This window comes from Paenibacillus sp. Marseille-Q7038, assembly GCF_965111595.1.
In genome coordinates this window covers 286,975-306,818 of sequence record NZ_CBCOOM010000001.1, presented here as the reverse complement: position 1 = coordinate 306,818, position 19,844 = coordinate 286,975, and the positions used below count along the sequence as shown (strand labels likewise).

At 38.4% G+C, this 19,844-nt stretch carries 16 protein-coding genes and 4 pseudogenes; 7 read left to right on the top strand and 13 right to left on the bottom strand.

Going from position 1 to position 19,844, the window contains the following annotated elements:
- Positions 1 to 17: 17 nt before the first annotated feature.
- A complete protein-coding gene (locus ACWPWY_RS01500) occupies positions 18 to 1,271 on the bottom strand; it encodes a carbohydrate-binding domain-containing protein (protein WP_454190067.1) in 1,254 nt (417 codons plus the stop codon).
- 302 nt (positions 1,272 to 1,573) lie between these two features.
- On the opposite strand from ACWPWY_RS01500, the gene ACWPWY_RS01495 reads away from it, so the two are divergent.
- The 3 genes and pseudogenes from ACWPWY_RS01495 to ACWPWY_RS01485 all read left to right on the top strand — a co-directional run bounded on the left by ACWPWY_RS01495 (position 1,574) and on the right by ACWPWY_RS01485 (position 3,326).
- Positions 1,574 to 1,900: a hypothetical protein gene (locus ACWPWY_RS01495; protein WP_454190066.1), complete on the top strand. Its 327-nt coding sequence runs from the start codon at positions 1,574 to 1,576 to the stop codon at positions 1,898 to 1,900.
- 94 nt (positions 1,901 to 1,994) lie between these two features.
- Positions 1,995 to 2,978: pseudogene (locus tag ACWPWY_RS01490) on the top strand (IS3 family transposase).
- Between the two features lie 75 nt (positions 2,979 to 3,053).
- Entirely contained in the window at positions 3,054 to 3,326 is a 273-nt protein-coding gene (locus ACWPWY_RS01485; RefSeq protein WP_454190065.1) for a hypothetical protein, read from the top strand.
- 74 nt (positions 3,327 to 3,400) lie between these two features.
- On the opposite strand, the pseudogene ACWPWY_RS01480 reads toward ACWPWY_RS01485, so the two are convergent.
- The 11 genes and pseudogenes from ACWPWY_RS01480 to ACWPWY_RS01430 form a co-directional block, all read right to left on the bottom strand.
- A pseudogene (locus ACWPWY_RS01480) lies at positions 3,401 to 4,728 on the bottom strand (IS3 family transposase).
- A gap of 126 nt (positions 4,729 to 4,854) precedes the next feature.
- Positions 4,855 to 5,007 (bottom strand): hypothetical protein, encoded by a 153-nt coding sequence (locus ACWPWY_RS01475; protein ID WP_454190064.1) that lies wholly within the window; start codon positions 5,005 to 5,007, stop codon positions 4,855 to 4,857.
- Positions 5,007 to 5,546 carry a hypothetical protein gene (locus ACWPWY_RS01470; RefSeq protein ID WP_454190063.1) on the bottom strand — a complete coding sequence of 180 codons (540 nt, stop codon included), beginning with the start codon at positions 5,544 to 5,546 and terminating at the stop codon, positions 5,007 to 5,009. The genes ACWPWY_RS01475 and ACWPWY_RS01470 overlap by 1 nt, the downstream gene beginning before the upstream one ends.
- Positions 5,547 to 6,733: 1,187 nt before the next feature.
- A complete protein-coding gene (locus ACWPWY_RS01465; RefSeq protein ID WP_454190062.1) occupies positions 6,734 to 7,099 on the bottom strand; it encodes a hypothetical protein in 366 nt (121 codons plus the stop codon).
- Positions 7,100 to 8,097: 998 nt separating this feature from the next.
- Positions 8,098 to 8,412: a hypothetical protein gene (locus ACWPWY_RS01460; protein WP_454190061.1), complete on the bottom strand. Its 315-nt coding sequence runs from the start codon at positions 8,410 to 8,412 to the stop codon at positions 8,098 to 8,100.
- Positions 8,413 to 8,414: 2 nt separating this feature from the next.
- Positions 8,415 to 9,290, bottom strand: a complete 876-nt coding sequence (locus ACWPWY_RS01455) for an AAA family ATPase (protein WP_454190060.1) — start codon at positions 9,288 to 9,290, stop codon at positions 8,415 to 8,417.
- Positions 9,266 to 9,736, bottom strand: coding sequence for an AAA family ATPase (locus ACWPWY_RS01450; RefSeq protein ID WP_454190059.1), 471 nt, complete (start codon positions 9,734 to 9,736; stop codon positions 9,266 to 9,268). Before ACWPWY_RS01450 ends, ACWPWY_RS01455 begins: the two co-directional genes overlap by 25 nt.
- Positions 9,737 to 10,026: 290 nt before the next feature.
- Entirely contained in the window at positions 10,027 to 10,455 is a 429-nt protein-coding gene (locus ACWPWY_RS01445; protein ID WP_454192763.1) for a DUF1829 domain-containing protein, read from the bottom strand.
- Between the two features lie 33 nt (positions 10,456 to 10,488).
- Positions 10,489 to 10,691: pseudogene (locus ACWPWY_RS01440) on the bottom strand (DUF1828 domain-containing protein); the annotation flags it as partial.
- A gap of 121 nt (positions 10,692 to 10,812) precedes the next feature.
- A pseudogene (locus ACWPWY_RS01435) lies at positions 10,813 to 11,257 on the bottom strand (DUF6978 family protein).
- 252 nt (positions 11,258 to 11,509) lie between these two features.
- Positions 11,510 to 11,797: a tyrosine-type recombinase/integrase gene (locus tag ACWPWY_RS01430; protein WP_454190058.1), complete on the bottom strand. Its 288-nt coding sequence runs from the start codon at positions 11,795 to 11,797 to the stop codon at positions 11,510 to 11,512.
- Positions 11,798 to 12,665: 868 nt separating this feature from the next.
- On the opposite strand from ACWPWY_RS01430, the gene msrA reads away from it, so the two are divergent.
- Both msrA and ACWPWY_RS01420 read left to right on the top strand, forming a co-directional pair.
- Positions 12,666 to 13,184, top strand: coding sequence for a peptide-methionine (S)-S-oxide reductase MsrA (msrA, locus tag ACWPWY_RS01425; RefSeq protein ID WP_454190057.1), 519 nt, complete (start codon positions 12,666 to 12,668; stop codon positions 13,182 to 13,184).
- A 450-nt stretch (positions 13,185 to 13,634) separates the two neighbouring features.
- The gene (locus ACWPWY_RS01420; protein WP_454190056.1) at positions 13,635 to 13,817 is read left to right on the top strand and encodes a hypothetical protein; all 183 of its coding nucleotides are present in this window, start codon (positions 13,635 to 13,637) and stop codon (positions 13,815 to 13,817) included.
- A gap of 157 nt (positions 13,818 to 13,974) precedes the next feature.
- Here ACWPWY_RS01420 and ACWPWY_RS01415 read toward each other — a convergent pair whose 3' ends face one another.
- Entirely contained in the window at positions 13,975 to 14,544 is a 570-nt protein-coding gene (locus ACWPWY_RS01415; protein ID WP_454190055.1) for an NUDIX domain-containing protein, read from the bottom strand.
- A 381-nt stretch (positions 14,545 to 14,925) separates the two neighbouring features.
- Between ACWPWY_RS01415 and ACWPWY_RS01410 the strand changes: the two genes are divergently transcribed.
- Positions 14,926 to 16,668 (top strand): SWIM zinc finger family protein, encoded by a 1,743-nt coding sequence (locus ACWPWY_RS01410; RefSeq protein ID WP_454190054.1) that lies wholly within the window; start codon positions 14,926 to 14,928, stop codon positions 16,666 to 16,668.
- A complete protein-coding gene (locus ACWPWY_RS01405; protein ID WP_454190053.1) occupies positions 16,665 to 19,643 on the top strand; it encodes a DEAD/DEAH box helicase in 2,979 nt (992 codons plus the stop codon). Before ACWPWY_RS01410 ends, ACWPWY_RS01405 begins: the two co-directional genes overlap by 4 nt.
- Positions 19,644 to 19,844: the final 201 nt, after the last annotated feature.

Genomic DNA, 19,844 nt, shown 5'->3' with positions numbered 1-19,844 from the left:
TCGGTACCCGTGTATTGCTACTTCGTCGCCTCTGCAGAGAAGCCTGTTACCGTGGAAACATCGTACAGACCGTCTACTTCTTTACCGTTCACATCACCGCCAACATAAATGTTGTAAGACTGACCTACTTGAAATTCAGGACTACTGATCACAGCACCCTGATATCCTCGGTAGTTTTCACCTGAGGACTCGTCCTTTTCAGGGTCATAAGCAAATACGACTTTTCCTTCTAAGTCAGTAACAATAATCGCTTCCTCGGCATTTTGAGAAGAAGCAAACTGAAGGTTCATTGTCACTTGCTCAGAGTCACTTTCAGCCCAGTCCATAGTGGAACCAGTCGCAACTACATAACCGCCATTAATATAGCTACCTTTGTCGGCATCTAGACCCGAGTCTGATTGAGGCTTAGCTAGAGAAATAACTGTTCCGCCGTTAATGACTAGATATCCGTTAGAATCGATACCATCACCTTCAGATCCCAAACCTGCCACAACATGCAGACTTCCGCCGTTGATCGTAGTAACAGAGACACCATCTTCATTCGTATTGATACCATCGTCCTGAGACTGAATGTTGATCTTACCGCCATTGATGGTTAGATGCATCTCTGTATCCATACCTTCGTTGTCGGCAGTTAAGTTTAACACGCCTGTGCCCAGCTTCTCACCGTTCACATTCATTGACTGGACGGAGTAGAATGCGCCGTCATACTTATATTTTTTCTTCTTCTGATCATTGTCTTTGTAAATACGAGCAACATGAGAACCGCTAATATTGTTAACAGAGCCGTCAGCCAGAATTACATTCGCACCCGCATCCGTTGTATCCTGAGTGGCAGAAGCTGTGTATTCTTCAGTTTCTCCGTTATCGTAAGCAACCCAAGCCTGATCACTCTCATATACATTGTAGAAAATGACAGCTGGAGCAATGGTACAGTTGATATCTGCACCGTCAAGAATCAAGTTTACAACCGCAGTAGGGTCTGTGCGGCGATCTTCACCGAGGTCAACCACAATCTGTCCATATGACAGCTTACCGGAAATTCGGTAAGTGCCCTCTTTCGTAATCGTTACAGCAGTGTGAAGTGCAGCTTCCTCCTCGGAATGCTTTTCATCTTCAGTTCCTTCCCCATAGGGATTTCCACTTTCATACGTATCTTGGTCATGGTAATAAATAATCTCTCCACCGACGTAAACAGGTGCTTTCGAATCCTTGGATGCAGCCGCACCGTCTACGGTAATACTATTGTCGCTGAGGACAATATCAACCACATCAGTTTCATCTACCGTTGTTTCCGCAGCCAGTAAAAACCGACCACCTATTATGTATACTTTTTGGCGAGAATAAAAGTCTGCCGTAAGTAACATTGATTAGTTTAGTAGATAAACATTAAATAGTTCTTAATAAAAACTTAATAAAAAGTAAGATGTTTTTGTTATTCATAATGCTCTATCCGGCTTCGAAAACAAAATAAATAGGAGTAACATTTGTTCATTTACCAAAATTAGTATATTTTTAAACTGATTCCTTTTTGCTGAACAAAGGGAGGATCTCCTAACTAAAAGGCGGGGTTATGTTGAAGAAAAGATTTAAATATATTGTGATAGCTTTATTATCAGTAACGCTTATTGCAACGACGGCTATTGTCTATTCTAATAATCAAGAAAGTGCTGCTGATCCGTACAAACAGATTACGCACTTATCTACTAATTCTCTCAAATTGCAAGATATTGATAAGTTAGACGAGTATGTCGAACTGATCGTAGTAGGTTATGCGACGGAAGACTTTTCGGATCGAGAACATAACGTAGAGGTTTATGCAGACAATTACCTGCAGGATTTCTCTACTAGAACAACTATTAAAATCGATAAAATAATAAAAAAGCCAACTGACTTTTAAAATGTACCCTATAAGATGGACACTTTGAAAAAAGCCCATCTTATAGGGTATTGTTGTTTATAATGAAAAAAACAGAAGTTGGAGCGGAAAAATTATGACGAAAAGATTACTGACGAAGAAAGAACAAGAACTGTTAAAACAGAATCGAAACGTAATGGCTGTTAGTGAGAAAGGAATTACATATACAGATGTATTTAAGCGCCATTTCATCGCACAAAATGAACAGGGGAATCTTCCCCGTGAAATTTTTGAAGAAGCGGGCTTAGATGTTGAATGTATTGGTATGAAACGTATTCGTTCTGCTGGGAAACGTTGGCGTGCTTCATATCGTAAAGCAGGTGTAGAAGGCTTACAGGATACTCGTAAAACGAACTCAGGTCGCCCATTGGAACGTGAATTAACATTAGAACAAAAAAATGAACGACTAGAAGCAAAGAATAAATTGTTACGAGAGGAAGCAGTACAGGTAAAGTTTGAACTCATTCATCGTACGATCCAAAAGTACAAACTGAAACGCATGATTAGCTATCGATGCGATATTATGGGAGTATCATGTTCGGGATACTACAATTACTTTACTGAAAAATCAAAACAAAAGCGTGTAGCTAAGACTAAAGCAGATGAGATTGTAAAAGAAATCATTTTAAAGGCGTATTATTTTCGTGGAAGAAAAAAGGCGCACGTCAAATCAAAATGACATTAGAAAATCAATTCAAGATTACGTACAATTTGAAACGTTATCCGCCGTATTATGAAAAATTCGAAATCATCTGTCCTATTCGGAAAGCCAATCCAGCTCGTAGAATGGCAAAAGCGACAAAAGAACATCGCTTCAAGCCAGGCGAAGCTGGAAAGGTGTTATTAACTGATATTACATATTTAATGTACAAAGGCAATAAACGTGCGTATTTGTCGACGATTAAAGACGCAGAGACGAATAAAATTTTAGCGTATGAAGTTTCCCCTTCGTTCACTAGAAGAAGTAAAGCGAGAAATTAAGAATTACATGACGTATTACAATCATTATCGCGGACAATGGAATCTAAAAAAGCTGGCGCCTGTAAAGTACAGACAGTAGCTTCAACAAGTTGCCTAGTTTTTTTTCAAAATCCTTTACAAAGGGTACATTTTATTTCCAGAAGACCAGAAAGAGTTGACTATTATTGAACCTGTTAGTCTTCATGAAGGAGAGAAGTTTACAGTGGGTAATTATATAGAGCTCAAGAAAGATGAGCCGAGTGTGATTTTTCTGATGAAGAATAGTTTTGATGATTACTCTGTAGTCAATGATAACTTAGGCAAAATCAAGTTGACTGGCGGGGAACCGAATGCCCCTTTGCAAACTTTATCAATCTCGGAACTTTCAGAGTATAATACATTCCGTAATTCGGTATTAAAGAAATATAGCTTGAACGAACAACAATAAATAAAGGGAACTGCACAGAATAAATGAACTGAACCCTATTAAGTAAACAGTTTAAAAAAAGGATGCGCCGCTATTTAAGCGGCGATGTGATGACTTCGGTATGCTGCCGGAGTCATCTTTTTTAATGTCCATTGCTTTCTTGTATTTTTATAGTGGTCCATGTAATCATCAACCATTCGTCTTAGTTCTACTATACCGGTCGCTTGTTTATAAGGTATTTCGTCTTTCATGTGCCCAAAGAAAGACTCCATCGGTGCGTTATCTAGGCAGTTTCCTCTTCGTGACATAGATTGTAGGAGTCCCATCCTCTTTACACGAGACTGGTACTCTGGATGGGTGTAATGAAAACCTTGATCGGAGTGAATCATGGCTTCTGGATGTAGTCGATTCCCGATAAAGTCTTCTAATTTGCTTAACATTCGATAGACAATTTCCATCCGTAAACTCGTTGAAAGTTCATAAGCGACAATTCCCGTGTCGCCACATCTTTTACACAAGACAAATCAGCCGTTTTACCACCCTGAATTTGCAAGTAAGTAATGTCGGTTACGAATGTTTTCCCAGGTTCCTCTTGGTTGAACTGACGTTTTAAGTGGTTTGGTACCTGGCGGTGAGCTTCTGTAGCTTTGGCTAGCGTACGATAAGGATTTGCTCTTCGTACTTTGGCAAAGAACTGAAACTTGCGCATTAAACGTAAGATTTTTATGATTCATGGGCTGACCGGCCTTTTCAGCAACTTTCATATACAAACCACGATAACCAATTTTCCCATTGGCTTGATCATAAATTTCTTTTAGAAAGAGATAATCTTGATAATCTGATTCTTCACTCATGGCTCGTTTTTCTCCGTTTTGAAGCCACTTGTAATAGCCACTAGGACTTACTTTAGCTACTTCACATAAGTAACGGACCATGTTTTTTAATTGATAGAGTCGAATCGTTTCATTGATGGCTTGGTATTTCTCTCGAGCTGTTAACGACGATTCTTCTTCGCCTGCCTTTCTAACTCGTCTAGCTTTTTTAGTAAAGACAACTCCGCCTCTAGCAATCGAATACGCGCTTCTGCTTGAGCTAATTTCCTTTCTGCGGAGGCATTTTCTTTCTTAGGACGTCCTTTACTGCCTTTTCCTCGACGTTCTTCAAAAAAACCATTTTCTCCGTAGGTTTGAAAGGTTCTACGCCAACGATCTAAGGCACTTCGTGCTTTACTTAGGCCAACCACCTTCAAATCAAATCCAGCTTCTGTGAAAATTTCTGCCGGTCCTTTGCCAGCTTGGTTTTGTTTAACCGCTAGTAGTTTGAAGTCGGGGGTATATTGAATCGTCCGATCTGTCACGATTCTAACATTTGGATTGGCCTCTAATTGTCTTTGTTGGTGTTCATTAAAGATAATCTTACTCATGAAAAATACTCCGTTCTAAAAATTGTAATGTTAGTATAACGGGACTTTTCTAGAAAGAAAATAGAAAAAAACCGAATGGAGTCACTTTTTTTAAGTGTCTACCATTCGGGGTTCAGTTCAATCTTCTTAAAATAGCTTTTGTTTTATATCGTACAGATGAGCAAGACCCTTGTCTTTATATGATTGCTTACCAATACTTTTGAAAGTAATTTCAGCTCTATCAAATAAACGCTTGGATTCTTCCTTATAGTTATGTTCATATTCAATACCAGCCCACATTAAGTATCTCCTCTATCATATCTATTTCTATCATTATCTAATAAATTAATTTCTAAAGCTTCTTTATATTTCTTTCTACCTGCATCATGATTTACATTATCAAATAAAAATCTGGCATATCCTCTAGTATTATAAAGTTTATAGATATCGTTTGGAGATGCATCAACGCATTTAGAATAATATACGTCTGCATTATTAATATCACCTGTATTGACTAATGCAATTGCAATAATATTATACTCTACATCTGTAACTAACCCTTTTATTTTATCCATCAAATAAATTGACTGTTCGACCAAATATCTTCTTTGTGAATTAAAGATTCTATTGAGTGATATTCTATTAGATTGGTTATCTACCTCTCTATTTTTTTGATTTTCTATATTTAAAGCAATTAACTTTGAAATTGTATCTGTAAGTTGATTTCTTATAGTACGTTCGTTTTCATATTTTTTTTGTGTTAAAGTTACTATTACTGATACTAACGAAACTAATGCAATACTGCTAACAGAAACAGATAAATAATCTTTTATCTCCATGTCTTACCCTCCACAAATTTCCCATAATAACCCACATTACTATATTTCATTCTTTATATAAAGATCAATCCTTCTTTAAATTATAAAATTTAGCACTTCAGATTCTTACATATAACGTTCCTGTATTCACGACTCAGCGTATGCTGATGTCTGGCGAATGCCGGACCCAGGACGAATGTCCGCGCGTGAATATTATGTTAGTTGAAGGTTCTAACTTCCTCGAAATGCTACACATCGCCGTATATTTAAATTTCACTTCTCATTACTTCTTTTTTTAAATACATTAAGAATTTTGTTGTTCCCACCGACTAATGTGTCATAAATCACAAAAGTCAATAAGGATTCATTAACGAACTCAAACTGTAACAAAAATTCAAATTCAGAAAAGTATGAAAATTTAATGATTATATAAATAAATAATAATAGTAAATATAAAATTTTCCTGTTTGATTCTAAGTCAAATATCTTTTCAAATAACCTTTTTTTATTTTTTGAATATTCATTTGAAACCATCGTATAGTAAAGGGTAGAAAATAACTTATAGAGTTTATCCGCAAAATAATAGTATAACAAGATTGCGATCAGTGTAGAAATATATAGTATAGCTTTATTATTACCATCAATCCCCACCTTCAAGAGAGATAATCCAATGACGAAATAGAATGTGACCACAATAACCATCATTAAAACAAGTATTGCAAGCGGGACAAGCACAATGTAGAACAAATTGATGAGAAGAGAAAACAGCCATATAATTGGATGTATGAGAGCTATTAATATCACATTAAAAAAAATATTATTTCGATAGTATGTTATTGCTAAGAATAATATTGAACAAATAATGAATAGAATACAAAGCATCATTATTAATATTTTCATTGGCAATGATGTTAAATTCAATACTGCAAGGAAAGACAATACAGCAAATGTAGCACAAAAAATGAATGCAGGAACTGAAAGACCTATTTATTCCATCATCTTTTTTTAACTTTTTCATTTTTTTCATTTATGTCCTCACTTCCTAGAACTTTCAACTAACGTTCTTGTATTCACGACATCCGACCAAGTCGGATATGTCCGGCGCCACCACTTCCCTGTCAAAACCTCTGCAGGACCGAGGACCGAATGGCCGAAGCGTGAATACTTTGTTACACGATGGACCGAGCTTCAGAGCAACACCAGTAAAATCAATATCTTATCCATTTTAAGTTGATCGCTTCGATTTTTTCTCTATCAAAATCAATAATCAATATATGATCTTGTAACACATTGTCTCCGCAAGCTATTGTTGCTCCGTAATCTTCTTTACTATTAAATGTTATATCTACGCTATATACTTCAATTTCATCAAACCAATAATTATGTATCTGTTCACGAAGTTCGTTTTCATAATAGTTCCGAAGAACAGTTTCACACTCAGTAAACCATTTTATATATGACTCTACCTTACTAGCAATCGAATCTAGCTGAGTATTAGTGGATATATTTTCTCGAACATCTTTTAAATCTTCATCCTTTATTAGTTGCTTAAATATTTGTATGGTATTTTTCAAAGCGTAGCATTTGTACCTCTCATCACTCGCTTCTACAATCTCAAAAAAATATCACTTAACATTAAATAACACCTCCTAAAACTATGATTATCTTCGATCTTAACTGCCATGGATTACTACAAAATTATTCTCGGTCTTTCGTGTAACATCTTTGTATTCACGAACCCTCACTGGCTTAAGCGCGCAAGCGCGGGTCCGACGGACTTAGCCAGTGCAGAGTTGTCTGGGCCGCCATCACTTCCTCAACATCCCTTCAGCCCGAACCGAAATCCGGATGGCTCGATGCGTGAATACAGTGTTAGGCGGAGTTGATGACACCTTTGAGGTAAAAAAAATAATAAATATACCGGGGGGGAAATTCCCCAGTATATTTATTATTCATTTCCAGCAACAACTAGTTCGTTAACTTCACTTTCTGAGGAGAAAGCCCATTCTGCAATTAGTTTTGTGCTTGAGAATTCAAGAAACATATTCGTATGAATTGTTAACCGTAGTGCTTCTTCTACTTCTACATCATTCTTTGTTCCATTCTTTAAATTATGTAAATATGTAATATACGATATTAAATCATGACCATTAGTATAAAAAATGAAGTCGTGGGTTTAAATTAAGTTGAGTAATTTTCTTAATTAATTCATCGAAATTAATCCCTTCACAATAACCACACGATCGCAAATAACTTATTAACTTCTCTAAATTTATTCTGTGGTTGTCACCAATAATCTTCTTGAATTTTTTATAACGCTCCTTCCTCTCATTAACAGGAGATTTTTTAAATATTTTACCAAGCGGTACTCTAAAGTCAGCATTTATATGTCTAATTGCCGTAAGTAACTTTAATGATTCGTGTAGTTGATTAATAAACTCAGTTAAATGTCTAGAGGGAATTTTATTGTCAATTAAATTTCCTACTTCACTTACGTTTAGATATTCCCTGACAAAATTCTCAAATCCGCTAAAATAAATATAATAACAGTCTAAATCAGCAAAATCAGTAACTACAAGGTTACTCCAAATTGTAAGAGTAGTGTCTTCTGATCTTTATCTATAACGCCTAAAAAAAGAGGGTTATTTTGAATTTCTGGATAATTTGTAAATAAAGCGATTAATTGTCTCTTTGAATCGTTACCATTAATACAAAATGGTGTTATATTAGTTTTAGCCTTATCCAAGAGAATTTTAAAAAAGTTCAAATCCGAAGATCCTTCAAGTATCAGTATTTTCCTCTTTGTCTTTAAATGTATCTCAAATTCAGTTTCATTAAGTAGATTGTCATTTATATCAGTTCTAATTGATTTTATCTTTGAATTCATGTTTAATCTTCCTCGTAACCCATTGGAATTACACAATCACGGTGATTTCTAATTATCGACGGTGAATGTGTGGCTAAGATAAATCTAATGTCATTTAGTTTCGATATTTCAATCAATTTATCAACCATACTTATTTGCCATGAGATATGCAAGGATATTTCCGGTTCATCAATTAGTACTAATTGCTTACTATTTGAGTTAAAGATTAATTCAAAAAATAAAACTAAGAAATGTTGTTCTCGAGAAGAAAGAGTTGATGGAGGAACTTCTTCTCCCCTTAACTTTCCAACTTCCGAAACAATAGTATAACCTGTACTTCTATGAATTTCTAATCGCTTATCTGCAAAAAAATCATTAATTACTGTTTCAAATACATTTATTTTATGCAAAAGTTCATCTAGAACTTTAAATTTATTAAAGTTATCTTCGATATAGACAGAAAGGAATTGTTTTAATATTTCGCTATCCATAATGTCGTCCACTTTAAATTCATCGACACCTAGTATTTGTTCAGCTGATTTTTCAGTCAATACTCCTCTTTTAGAAATGCTATTCCTTTTTATTGATAAATCAAACAAGCTTTGTACAATATCGGATTTTTCAACTTTAGCGGTATTATGTGGGTTTTTTCCAATATTAATAATTCTTCTAGGAAAGGTAGCATCCAATTCCTTCGATCTAACGGCATATTGAGATTCATACTCAGTGATTATTTTTTGAAGTCTTTCTTTATATTCACTAACTTTTCTTATATTGTTATTATTAATTAACCTCTCGGCATCTATGTAAAAAACATCTATTTTCTTAATTATATTACTTAGCCATTTTGGGAACTTTTCTAAGTTTACACCATTTATATTTTTAGTATCAACGCCCAATATACTACATAATTCTGAGTAGTGATAAGTTTCACCCTCATACTCATATCTACTTGCTCCAGTCCGTATAGCTCCATAACTGTGCAGTATTCTATTAATATATTCCCGTCTATTCTCAATATTAAGTTCTCTTTCAATTCTGACTGGTTTCTTCTTATATTCAAAATTATCACCATTCTCGTTAGAGAAAATAATGACTTTTTCAGTTTCTTTATTAACGCAAAGGTAACTAAATTCATCAAAATAAACATAAAACTTATCAAATGGGTATTAAAAAAAATCTCAAATTGCTGTTTGCTTAAAGATTGCAACATTTTAAAAATGGTTGTTTTACCTGAACCATTAGGTCCGTGTAAAATAACTACATTCCGTTCCATATTGTTAGTTACATCGAAATCGTGATTATGAAAGCCAAATAAGTTGACTATCTTAATGCGTGTTAACATAATTATTCTCCTCTCAAAACTCATCACTAAAATAATTCTACATATTTATTGAATTTCCTTCACTATTTTCCTTAATTCCACCTAACGTTTTTGTATCTACGAACCCGAGAGGCTTAAGGTGCGAAATCGCCGGGTCCGACGGACTTAGCCTCGCAGGGTTGTGAACTGAATTCGCTTCTTTGCTTATTATTTCTTGTGAACCAAGGGTGAAGCCCGCGCGTAGATATATAGTGTTAGCTGATGTATCTGACATCCTGATTAATCAAAAAAATAAGCCCTCTAAAGGGCTCTTACGCAATCAATTCATCAAGATATTGTTCTTTCTTAGACCATAAAATGACCTTAATTTCATATTGATTAAAAGCACCAAGAACTTCAGCAGGGATTTTCTTCTCAGTATCATTTATAAATGTTAACAACTGTGAATCTGCTTTTCTATTGTTCTTAATGTCTTCCCAAGAAAAAAGGACACTCTCTGCTTTCGATTTTATTGGGCTGTTGATTGTTTGAATCAGTCTTTCGCCTTTACTTCTTGATCTTGGAATAACAAAATCGAACTTCTGAGTAAATCCACTCTTACCTGTAAAAATCACATTATCTGTATATCTAATATCATGTTTAATAAAGAAATCCTCGACATCTTCTAAAAATATACTCTGTACATTCATTCTTGTTGTCATAAACATATCGTTTACGGTTAACATCGCTTGAACAAGCATATGCTTTCTTTGTGGGAATGTATCAATTGTTGTTTCAACATATAACTCGTCTTTATCTGATCGCTTTACTCCGTAGCTATTTAAAATGGTTGTAACATTTCTTTTCTCTTTTTTGATGTGTGGAGATCACAACCTGATAATAATAAATCATTAATAATGTATCCATCATCAGTTATACATAATTTATCTCCATTAGGTACTACATATAGTTGAAGGTAATCATTATGCCTATCCATAAGAGGGGTTGTAATTTCAATTGCATTGTCAATATCCTTGAAAGAGATATTCTCCTTAAGCCAACCAAGATAAGAATCCTTTAATTGATCCTTAAGTTGCATACAAGTCCCCTCCTTTCTATTAAATAAGTGTTTGTATTTGCATTATGGCAGGGTGTGGCTCTTCTACATGATTATACAAAAGAAAGTCCTTTAATGCCTGTGCTAAGTTATCTACGTTGGAAAAAATCTTATCATCGAGTGGATATGCCCAACTTGTACCGTAACCTTCTTTAAAAATATGTAAGTGTGGACAATGGATCACTTCACCATTTGGGTTTCTATGTGGACTTCCTGATATATCTAACTAACAATACAATAGATTTTTGATGTCTTGTTTGAAAAGTACACTTCTTGACATTAATCGTTCCCTTACGATTCACATCAATAATAAACTTTTCTTTATCATCTTTTCCTTGTAATTGAAGTTCTAAACTTTCCCCAGGGCTAGGTATTTTTATTCCTTTAGAATCTGTTAAAATTTTAATTAATCCTAAAAGATAATCAATCTCATCTTGAGAAAGCATGATTAATCTCCTATTAACTCATCGGCTGAGGTATTTTGTCTAGTAAATTCAGTATATGTGTAAATTGTAGTGCAACATAGATATATGTCAACTAATAAATTCAGATATTTCAGCTAACTTCTTTATCTCTGACGTCGTAAATATCTTCCTCTAACCTATATTTCTGTACTACGTATATCATCAAATTCATCATGTATTCACGAACCTCAATATCTATTAAATTATAACTAATATTCAATATATTGTAATTGATTATTCTCCACAATTCTCCTTCATTCGATCAAGCGGACTTTGAATCTTCTTTAGATTCTTCCTGCTTACATGCTTATATCTTTCTGTCGTAGAGGAATGAGTATGCCCAAGCAATTCTTGAATGTACCTGAGATCCGTCCCTCCCTCTAGTAAGTGTGTAGCGAAGGAGTGCCTCAGTACATGAATGCCAACTTCCTTTCGTATCCCAGATTCTAATAAATTCTGTGCAAACACTTTCTGTAGGGATCTTTCTGTAAGGTGCTTCCCTGTGATCTGTCCGGGAAACAACCAGTTCCCTGGACTCTCATTCTTTACATAATTTTGTACAAGCTCACATGCAGCAAATTAGAGAAGTGTAAATCTGTCTGTCCTTTGCCTTGCCTAATCAAGATCGTTCCTCCGTCTATACCAATATCAGTCAGTCTTAACCTCACCACCTCGCTAACCAAAAGTCCTGAAGCGTAAACCAGATAAACATCATGAGAACCTCCAAGTTAGCTTAAAAATTCAAAACAAAAAAGCCGCTAAATAGCGACTTCTTAATGGTGTTTACAAATGTCCTAAGCCAGAAACTGTACTCAATCACAAAGTGTAAGATATATCGAATGAGTGCTAATTTTATAACTTTCTTTCCAATGCTCTATATTTTTCTTGAAGAATATCTATTTCCTTTTTAAGCGTGTTATACGAAGCATTTACCGATGAACCAATAAACATTAGGAGAACACCAACCATAGGTAAAAGGATACGCAAACAATAGATATTATAATAGTAAGCATCTGGGGTGTCAGATCTTGTTGATCGAGGAATCCATAACAGTAACCCTATCAAAACTAATAAGACCCCCACACCTATAGAGACGCCATAAAATACTTTATGTTTATTGGAATACAATTTGATCACTCCCTATGAAAATACAAGAGTCAGGTAAATTACAATGGTCAACTACTGTTCTACAGGTATATTAATCCTCAATTAACTTTCCAAGGAAACTTATTCATACTCATTTTAAAGTCAATAAATTACTTATAATGCAAAATAGGAGATTTGAATCTCTATAATTCATTACACTTTGTACCAACTCACGTTTTTGGTATACTGAACTCTATCATCTTTAAGCTAAACCAACTACGACATATCGAAAGAGGTAGAACCTATGGAAAAAGCTACTTTTGCAGGAGGATGCTTCTGGTGTATGGTCACTCCCTTTGAGGAGCTGCCGGGCATTCATGGCATTGTATCAGGATACATGGGAGGATCGGTAACGAATCCGACCTATGAAGAAGTGAAAAAAGGAACCACCGGACACTACGAGGTTGTACAAATCACGTTTGATCCAGAACTTTTTCCTTATGAAAAACTACTCGAACTCTACTGGCCGCAGATCGATCCAACCGATCCAGACGGTCAATTTCACGACCGGGGCAGTCAGTACAGAACCGCCATTTTTTATCATAACGAGCGGCAGCAGGAACTTGCCCTTCAATCGAAAAAGGAAGTAGCAGACAGCGGACGATTTGATAAGCCGATTGTAACGGAGATTTTACCTGCCGAAACGTTCTATCCTGCTGAGGATTATCATCAAGACTATCATAAGAAGAATCAGAAGCACTATAAAGAAGATCGCGAGAAATCAGGTCGGGATGAATATATCTCAGAACATTGGGAGAATTAATATTCATAGTAAAATCCTCAATTAAAGAAATGTTTTAATACACTTGTAATATATAATGAAAAGAGCCTTTTTCACACTCCATTCGGAGGGGACTGCTTCCTGTTTTTGAGACAGAGAGCAGCCCGAGAAATAAGGCTCTCTTGTTATGAGTACTTTCTCTTTTGTTGTGAGTACATTCTCTCTATTATGGATGCTTTCCCATCTTGTAAGATATATCCTCACACCCGAATAAATATGAAATGGTACCCGGCTGGCTTGCAACCAGCATTTGGGGATTTACTTGGAGCAGCTACCTTTCATATTACATACTAGAATCAGCGACAATTCCCCCTGTTTATAAATGAGAGTAATTGGTTAATAATCCATCTGATGTATGATACCATTGGTTCATTACAAGGATAAGAAGTTTGATGAGACGATACTATATATTCGAAATAAGGAGTGAGTCTTATGCCTTTTCCTAATCACCATTTGACTCCAAATGACGAAGAGGTTGCCAAGAGAAAAGGGGAAGAAAAAGAACAAGAAATTTCCAAGCATTACTCGGTAGGAAGCAATCTGCTAATGTCATTCATGGTTGCTGCCATTGTTCTCGCCGTGATCGTGGGGATCTACTACTGGCGTATGCATTAACGACAGCTACCTGCTTTTGGTCGCTTTCAAATTGATTCCTTCTAATCGGTGATCGAATCTCTCCCTGCCTAATCAGTGAACTCCCACGTTCCCTCTAAAAAGCCAGGCAGATGACTTACTCTCTCTCTATGTATCTCTATGCATCTGTTCTATTCTCTTATTCTCCCATACTCTCATAGCTCATTCTAACCCGATGTGCCAGCTGGTACATCTCTGCAATATCATATCTCCCTATCTCCTCAAACCTGCGTACGGCCTCTTCAATATCAACAAGTTCTACCAAGGATACTTGTTCCCCATCCGCTGGATTGAGCGGTTTGCTTACTAACTTCACCTCTCCATATCCGAGCAGTCTTACAAAATGCGGGTGCGGAATATGTGCGCGATAAGGAGCCTCCAACGTTGATGTACACTGAAAATGACCAAATGGATGGTAGCTGATGAGTTCTGCGCCGATCTCCTCCATTAATTCTCTTCGTAGTCCATCCATGTACGCCTCTTTCGGCTCGAGTGTTCCGCCAATCAGTTCCCACCTGCCATCTTCCAGCTGCATGACTACATACTGATCTCCCACAACAGGAATTATGCTAATGTTACTGATTAGCTCTTCATTCGGAACTCCATCTAGGCAAAATCTCGCCGTAACCGTTCCCCAACATATTACGTCTGATAGTGTGGCAAGCTGCTGTAACTCATCTTGGTACTGTAAATGGTTATGTGTGTGCATCCTTTATGCCCCCCCTAATTCCTATGATCTCTTCCCTATTATATGTCATTATCTAGCTCTATACGGTTTAGAGATGGTGATCCGCACTCATAGGGAATTGTTTACTGAGTCCGCTGCTCACTCGCTGCTCACTTAGGCTTTAGCATGGGCTTTGGCATTAACCTCGCTAACTTCATTTATCTATTTCATCCCAAGACTATTATTCTAGACGATGCGCTCATTCACTCTCATGAGTTGTTCTTCCAGACCTCTATCAAAGTTGCCCTTACGAACACATACCGTTATCCTAAATATCAGCCCCATTTTTCATTAGAGGAAATTTCTCAAATATACGAATTTGATTATAATAGATAAACACTACACTCCCATAGGAGAAGAATAATGAACTTAAAATATATGCTTGATGAAACAGAGTGGCAAACGCTCGTTCAAAGGATTCGGGAAAGCTTCAATGATATTACGATAAAACGTGGATTTGAACAGTATAAACAAGGGCTTGCCCATCTTATGAAAATATCCAATCCCGAACATATAGAAGGCTTTGTTGAAGGCAAGGACGAGGAGCGCTACCAAGTTACACTCAATCTAGATACTTTATCCGAGAGTCATTGTACCTGTTCCGTTCCATCCTATTGTAAACATATGGTTGCCGTACTTCTTGCTTACGTGAATCAATATGGACGATCTGTTCATGCGATTGTAAATAGCCATTCAGCAGCGACGCTTACGCAGCAAGATAGATCTACTCATCTTACGAGTCCTGCTAAAACAACTAACCAACAACCTTCAGGTGCAGGACCAACTACAGAACAAAATGCAGAACTAAATGTAGCACTAGATGTAGAACCAAAGAATAGTCTTCGCAAAAGAAACACCGCTGCACAGTTACAATTGCAGGAGCTAGCAAATAAGTTACCTTCCATGCCCATCCAAGATTGGCATGCTTTTTTCAAGCTGTGCACCTCCTCCGTAGGAACTGACAGCCCGAACGTTCAATATGCACAGGAAGCTCTAGCTTCCATCCATAAACAGCAACCTGAGCTTTCACCTGTCTTGGACCAGCTGTATAAGCTTCATGCGCAAGTGTTTGTGCTTGATAAACTGGTAAGGCCCCTGCAAAACTCAAAAATGCACCGAAATGTGTTCATCGGCTTTCACACACAGGTTGCTGCGGATGATGTACAGAAAGAAATATCACGAATATTGACTGAGCCGCTTATGATCGGGGATGAACTGGAGCTTTGGTCTCGTGTGTCAGAAACTTCTGACTACTTACGGAGCCGTATGCTGGTGGAATCAAACAATCTCCGTTATTTTTCCGCAGCTTATGATCTGCTCTGGTTGCACTGGATTCATCCTAACCTTAAGGACAAGTCAATGTACGAAGAGGAACTAGATCAGTTAAGATCGGCGGAAAATGTGCTTAAAACCTCGCTTGCCAAGCTGCCCTGGTTGTTAGCTCAAAGCCAAATCTACTTCTTTTTAGATCAGGATGAACCTGCTTTGGACCTGCTTCGGCAAGCTAATGACAAAGGAGTTATTCCTCCTGAGCGCTTCTTTCTCTTTCTGCAGATTCTATCTGAAAAAGAGCAGTGGTCACGGCTGCAAGACTGGCTCCTCGCCATCGGTCCGATGATGCTTAGCAGACCTAGGGAGCAGCATATTGAGGCGTATGTGAACCTGTGGGAACAGGTTATTCAGCATTCCTCAAGTTCCGATTCTGAACAGCATTTGTGGGACAGCCTTGTCCGCATGCTTCCTTTTTCAAGGAAGATATATGAAGAAACCCTGCTCACTCATAGCAAATGGCAGCAGTGGATGGATTTTCAGCTAAGCAGTGGTACAGAGCCTCTGGATTTCCGTGTTACCGTCTTAAAACCGATAGAAAAAAATGCACCCGAACTGCTATTGCCCTTCTATCATCAGGCCGTTGAAAGATATATTCTGCTTAAAAATAGAGATGGCTATAAAGCAGCCGTGAAACTATTAAAACGATTATCCAAGCTGTATCTAAAAATGAAACAAGAAACGCGCTGGGAAGAGTTTATTACTACTTTTGCTAACCGACATAGTCGTCTGCGTGCACTGCAAGAGGAGCTTCGAAAGGGGAAACTGATACCATGAGTCAATACACAGAAACGATCACCGTCTATATCAGTCTCAGCACCTATGGAGATGCTCTGATTTACGGTTTGACCGCAGCAAACAGATACGTATCCGGAATGGAATTGAAGCATCGCCTATTTGCCTGGCACGAGCCATCGATGTATGGTACGGAGCTCGAAATCAAACAGATTGAAGAGGTAGAACTTATTATTCTCCCCGCAGAGTATGTTCTCCCCTTCTTGGCCGAGCGCAAGCTGCTGCAGCATATCGAATGGCAGTGGGATGAAGAAGCTTCCCAGTGGATTGAGTTTGCCTCCATTTTGAATGTATGTATTGAAGAAAGACAATATATTCCTAGCTTTACTGCCTTCCGGCAAGGTAAACTCGCCTGGACCTGGGACACAAAAACATTAACTACAGCAGCAACCGCTGCATTAAAGCAATTAAAAGACAATCATCCAAGCGATTATGCCGGATTAAACGCCGCTTTCTCGTCTGCCGTGTTTTATCGCTATTATGGAACCGAAGTTACTGCTTCCGATCTACGCACGGAGTATCCATTACTCTTCACCAAAGATCGTGCGGTAGCTGGTATAAATGAACAAGCCTGGCTCGTTTCGATTGGCTGGAGAGCAGATGCTGCTCCCTTCCGTCTCTTATTACAGTTACTCGAACCAGACGATGATGAACCTACATGGCGACTTAAGCTTGTATTACAAGATAAAATCGATCCCGTGATTCTTATTCCTGTGCGCCTTGCTGAAGATGGACATGTATCTGGCGGGTGGCCGGATTCTTGGTCAAGTCACATTACCGAACGCTCATCTGGATGGCTGGAACATTTACGTGCAAGTCTGCCTAAGGAGCAATGGGCCGAACATAGCGGAGATGTCCTTAGTAAACCGCTGTCTGATGAGGCCGCTTGGAAATTCCTAACGGTAGACAGCCGTCGTTTATTAGAAGCAGGCTGGCAGGTACTCCTTCCCGCTTGGTGGGAAGCGGCTAGTCGCAGACGTCCTAAACTTCGGGCCAAGGTTCGAGCAGAGGAAGGGGATAGCGAAGGACAAGCAGGCAAAGGGAAGTCATTTTTCGGGCTAAATTCCATCATTCAATTTGATTGGCGTATTGCCATTGGGGATGCTCAGTTCACCGAAGCGGAGTTTGCTGAACTTGTGGCTCGCAATGAGCGATTAGTGCAGTTTCGAGGACAATGGATTCCACTTGACCCGGCTCTCTTAGCACAGATTTCCCAAGCGATGGCAGGGGTAGACAGCTCCCAGGGGTTATCTTTTCAAGATATATTACATCTGCATCTACTCGAGAATAGTCAAGTTTCCTATAGCGGACGTGCCCCGAAAAAAGCAGATCAAGAGGATGATGAGGACAATGAGCGCATTCAGATTGGTGTCGAGCTCAATGAACATCTGACAAGGCTTATCAACCAATTAGGGCGACAATCCGAGTGGCCGAAGCTCAGCGTTCCAAATAATCTTCAGGCGGAACTGCGAACGTATCAATATGATGGTTTTTCGTGGCTTGTCTTCTTGCGTAATTATGGTCTAGGGGCTTGTCTGGCAGATGACATGGGTCTGGGTAAAACGCTGCAGTTTATCACCTATTTATTGCATCTAAAAGAGACAAACGCAGCTGCAGATCCGGTAAATCCTTCCCTTTTGATATGTCCTACTTCGGTACTCGGCAACTGGCAGAAGGAAATAAGTCGGTTCGCCCCGTCCCTTCGGGTTAAGCTTCATTATGGAAGTAATCGAGCGAGCGGGGATGATTTTCAAGCACTTCTCAGGCAAGCGGACGTCATTATCACCTCCTTTGCCACAGCAACGCTTGATCAAGAATTACTGAGTACAGTTACGTGGGAATCGCTCTGTTTGGACGAAGCTCAAAATATCAAAAACGCACAAACGAAACAATCCACGGCTGTCCGCAGCTTCCAAGCGAAACATCGGATCGCGCTTACGGGAACGCCTATAGAAAATCGGCTCTCAGAGCTATGGTCTCTCTATGATTTTATAAACCCAGGTTATCTGGGAACAGCGCGAGCATTTAGTGCTCGGTTCATTCAGCCGATTGAGAAAGACCAAGATGAACAAAAGACAATCCAACTACAAAAGCTCGTCAAGCCGTTTATGCTCCGCCGGAAGAAGAAGGATCCTGCGATTCAGCTTGATCTACCGGATAAGAATGAGATGAAAACCTATATTAAACTGACTGCCGAGCAGAGCGCTCTCTATGACCAAGCTGTTAACGACTTAATGAACAAAATGAAAGAGCTGGAGGGGATCGAAAGAAAAGGGGCCATACTTTCAACCCTTACCCATTTGAAGCGGCTCTGCGATCATCCAGTATTGTTAACAAAAGAGTCTATCCCTGGTATTCAGGACGATCCGGACAGTCCGTTTAACACGGACATGTTAATCAGCCGTTCGTCCAAACTTGAACGCTTGCTTGAGATGGTCAAAGAGCTTCGTGAAGAAGGCGAACGTTGCCTTATTTTCACACAGTATATCGGTATGGGAGAGATTCTGAAGCAGACGCTTCAGCAGGAACTGCAGGAGCCTGTACTTTATCTAAATGGGAGTACTTCCAAAATGGCTCGCGACCGGATGATTGAACAGTTTCAATCCCAGTCCCTGCCGCCTGCTGAACAACCAAACGTATTTATTCTTTCCATTAAAGCGGGAGGCGTAGGGCTTAACCTGACAGCAGCCAATCATGTGTTCCACTTTGACCGCTGGTGGAATCCAGCCGTAGAGAATCAAGCAACCGATCGTGCTTACCGTATGGGTCAGACCAAGGACGTACAGGTACACAAGTTCATCGCGCTGGGTACGCTTGAGGAGCACATTGATGAAATGCTTGAGAGCAAACAGCAACTCAGCGACAATATCATATCCAGTACGGAGAACTGGATTACCGAACTGTCAACCGAGGCGCTTAAAGATCTGTTCACGTTACGGCGTGATATCACCGGTTAACTTCAGCCCTTATTTAATCCTTATAAAGCAGCTTCAAGTAGCTTTCATTGTATTTGTATTATCCAAGTACAACCGCATCTATTAGAGTTATCCATCACGCATTGAACATCAAAGAAGAGGTCCCTGTTTAGAAGACAGGCGGCCTCTTCTTTGTTTGCTCTTCTTTATTGCTCTTTTTTGTTTGCTTTTCTTTTTAACGTT

Bases quoted from the DNA above. Each gene is read 5' to 3' on its own strand.
- ACWPWY_RS01495 (WP_454190066.1), top strand. From the start codon at position 1,574: ATGTTGAAGAAAAGATTTAAATATATTGTGATAGCTTTATTATCAGTA.
- ACWPWY_RS01475 (WP_454190064.1), bottom strand. From the start codon at position 5,007: ATGTGGGCTGGTATTGAATATGAACATAACTATAAGGAAGAATCCAAG.
- ACWPWY_RS01470 (WP_454190063.1), bottom strand. From the start codon at position 5,546: ATGGAGATAAAAGATTATTTATCTGTTTCTGTTAGCAGTATTGCATTA.
- ACWPWY_RS01460 (WP_454190061.1), bottom strand. From the start codon at position 8,412: ATGAATTCAAAGATAAAATCAATTAGAACTGATATAAATGACAATCTA.
- ACWPWY_RS01450 (WP_454190059.1), bottom strand. From the start codon at position 9,736: ATGTTAACACGCATTAAGATAGTCAACTTATTTGGCTTTCATAATCAC.
- ACWPWY_RS01445 (WP_454192763.1), bottom strand. From the start codon at position 10,455: ATGCTTGTTCAAGCGATGTTAACCGTAAACGATATGTTTATGACAACA.
- msrA (WP_454190057.1), top strand. From the start codon at position 12,666: ATGGAAAAAGCTACTTTTGCAGGAGGATGCTTCTGGTGTATGGTCACT.
- ACWPWY_RS01420 (WP_454190056.1), top strand. From the start codon at position 13,635: ATGCCTTTTCCTAATCACCATTTGACTCCAAATGACGAAGAGGTTGCC.
- ACWPWY_RS01415 (WP_454190055.1), bottom strand. From the start codon at position 14,544: ATGCACACACATAACCATTTACAGTACCAAGATGAGTTACAGCAGCTT.
- ACWPWY_RS01410 (WP_454190054.1), top strand. From the start codon at position 14,926: ATGAACTTAAAATATATGCTTGATGAAACAGAGTGGCAAACGCTCGTT.
- ACWPWY_RS01405 (WP_454190053.1), top strand. From the start codon at position 16,665: ATGAGTCAATACACAGAAACGATCACCGTCTATATCAGTCTCAGCACC.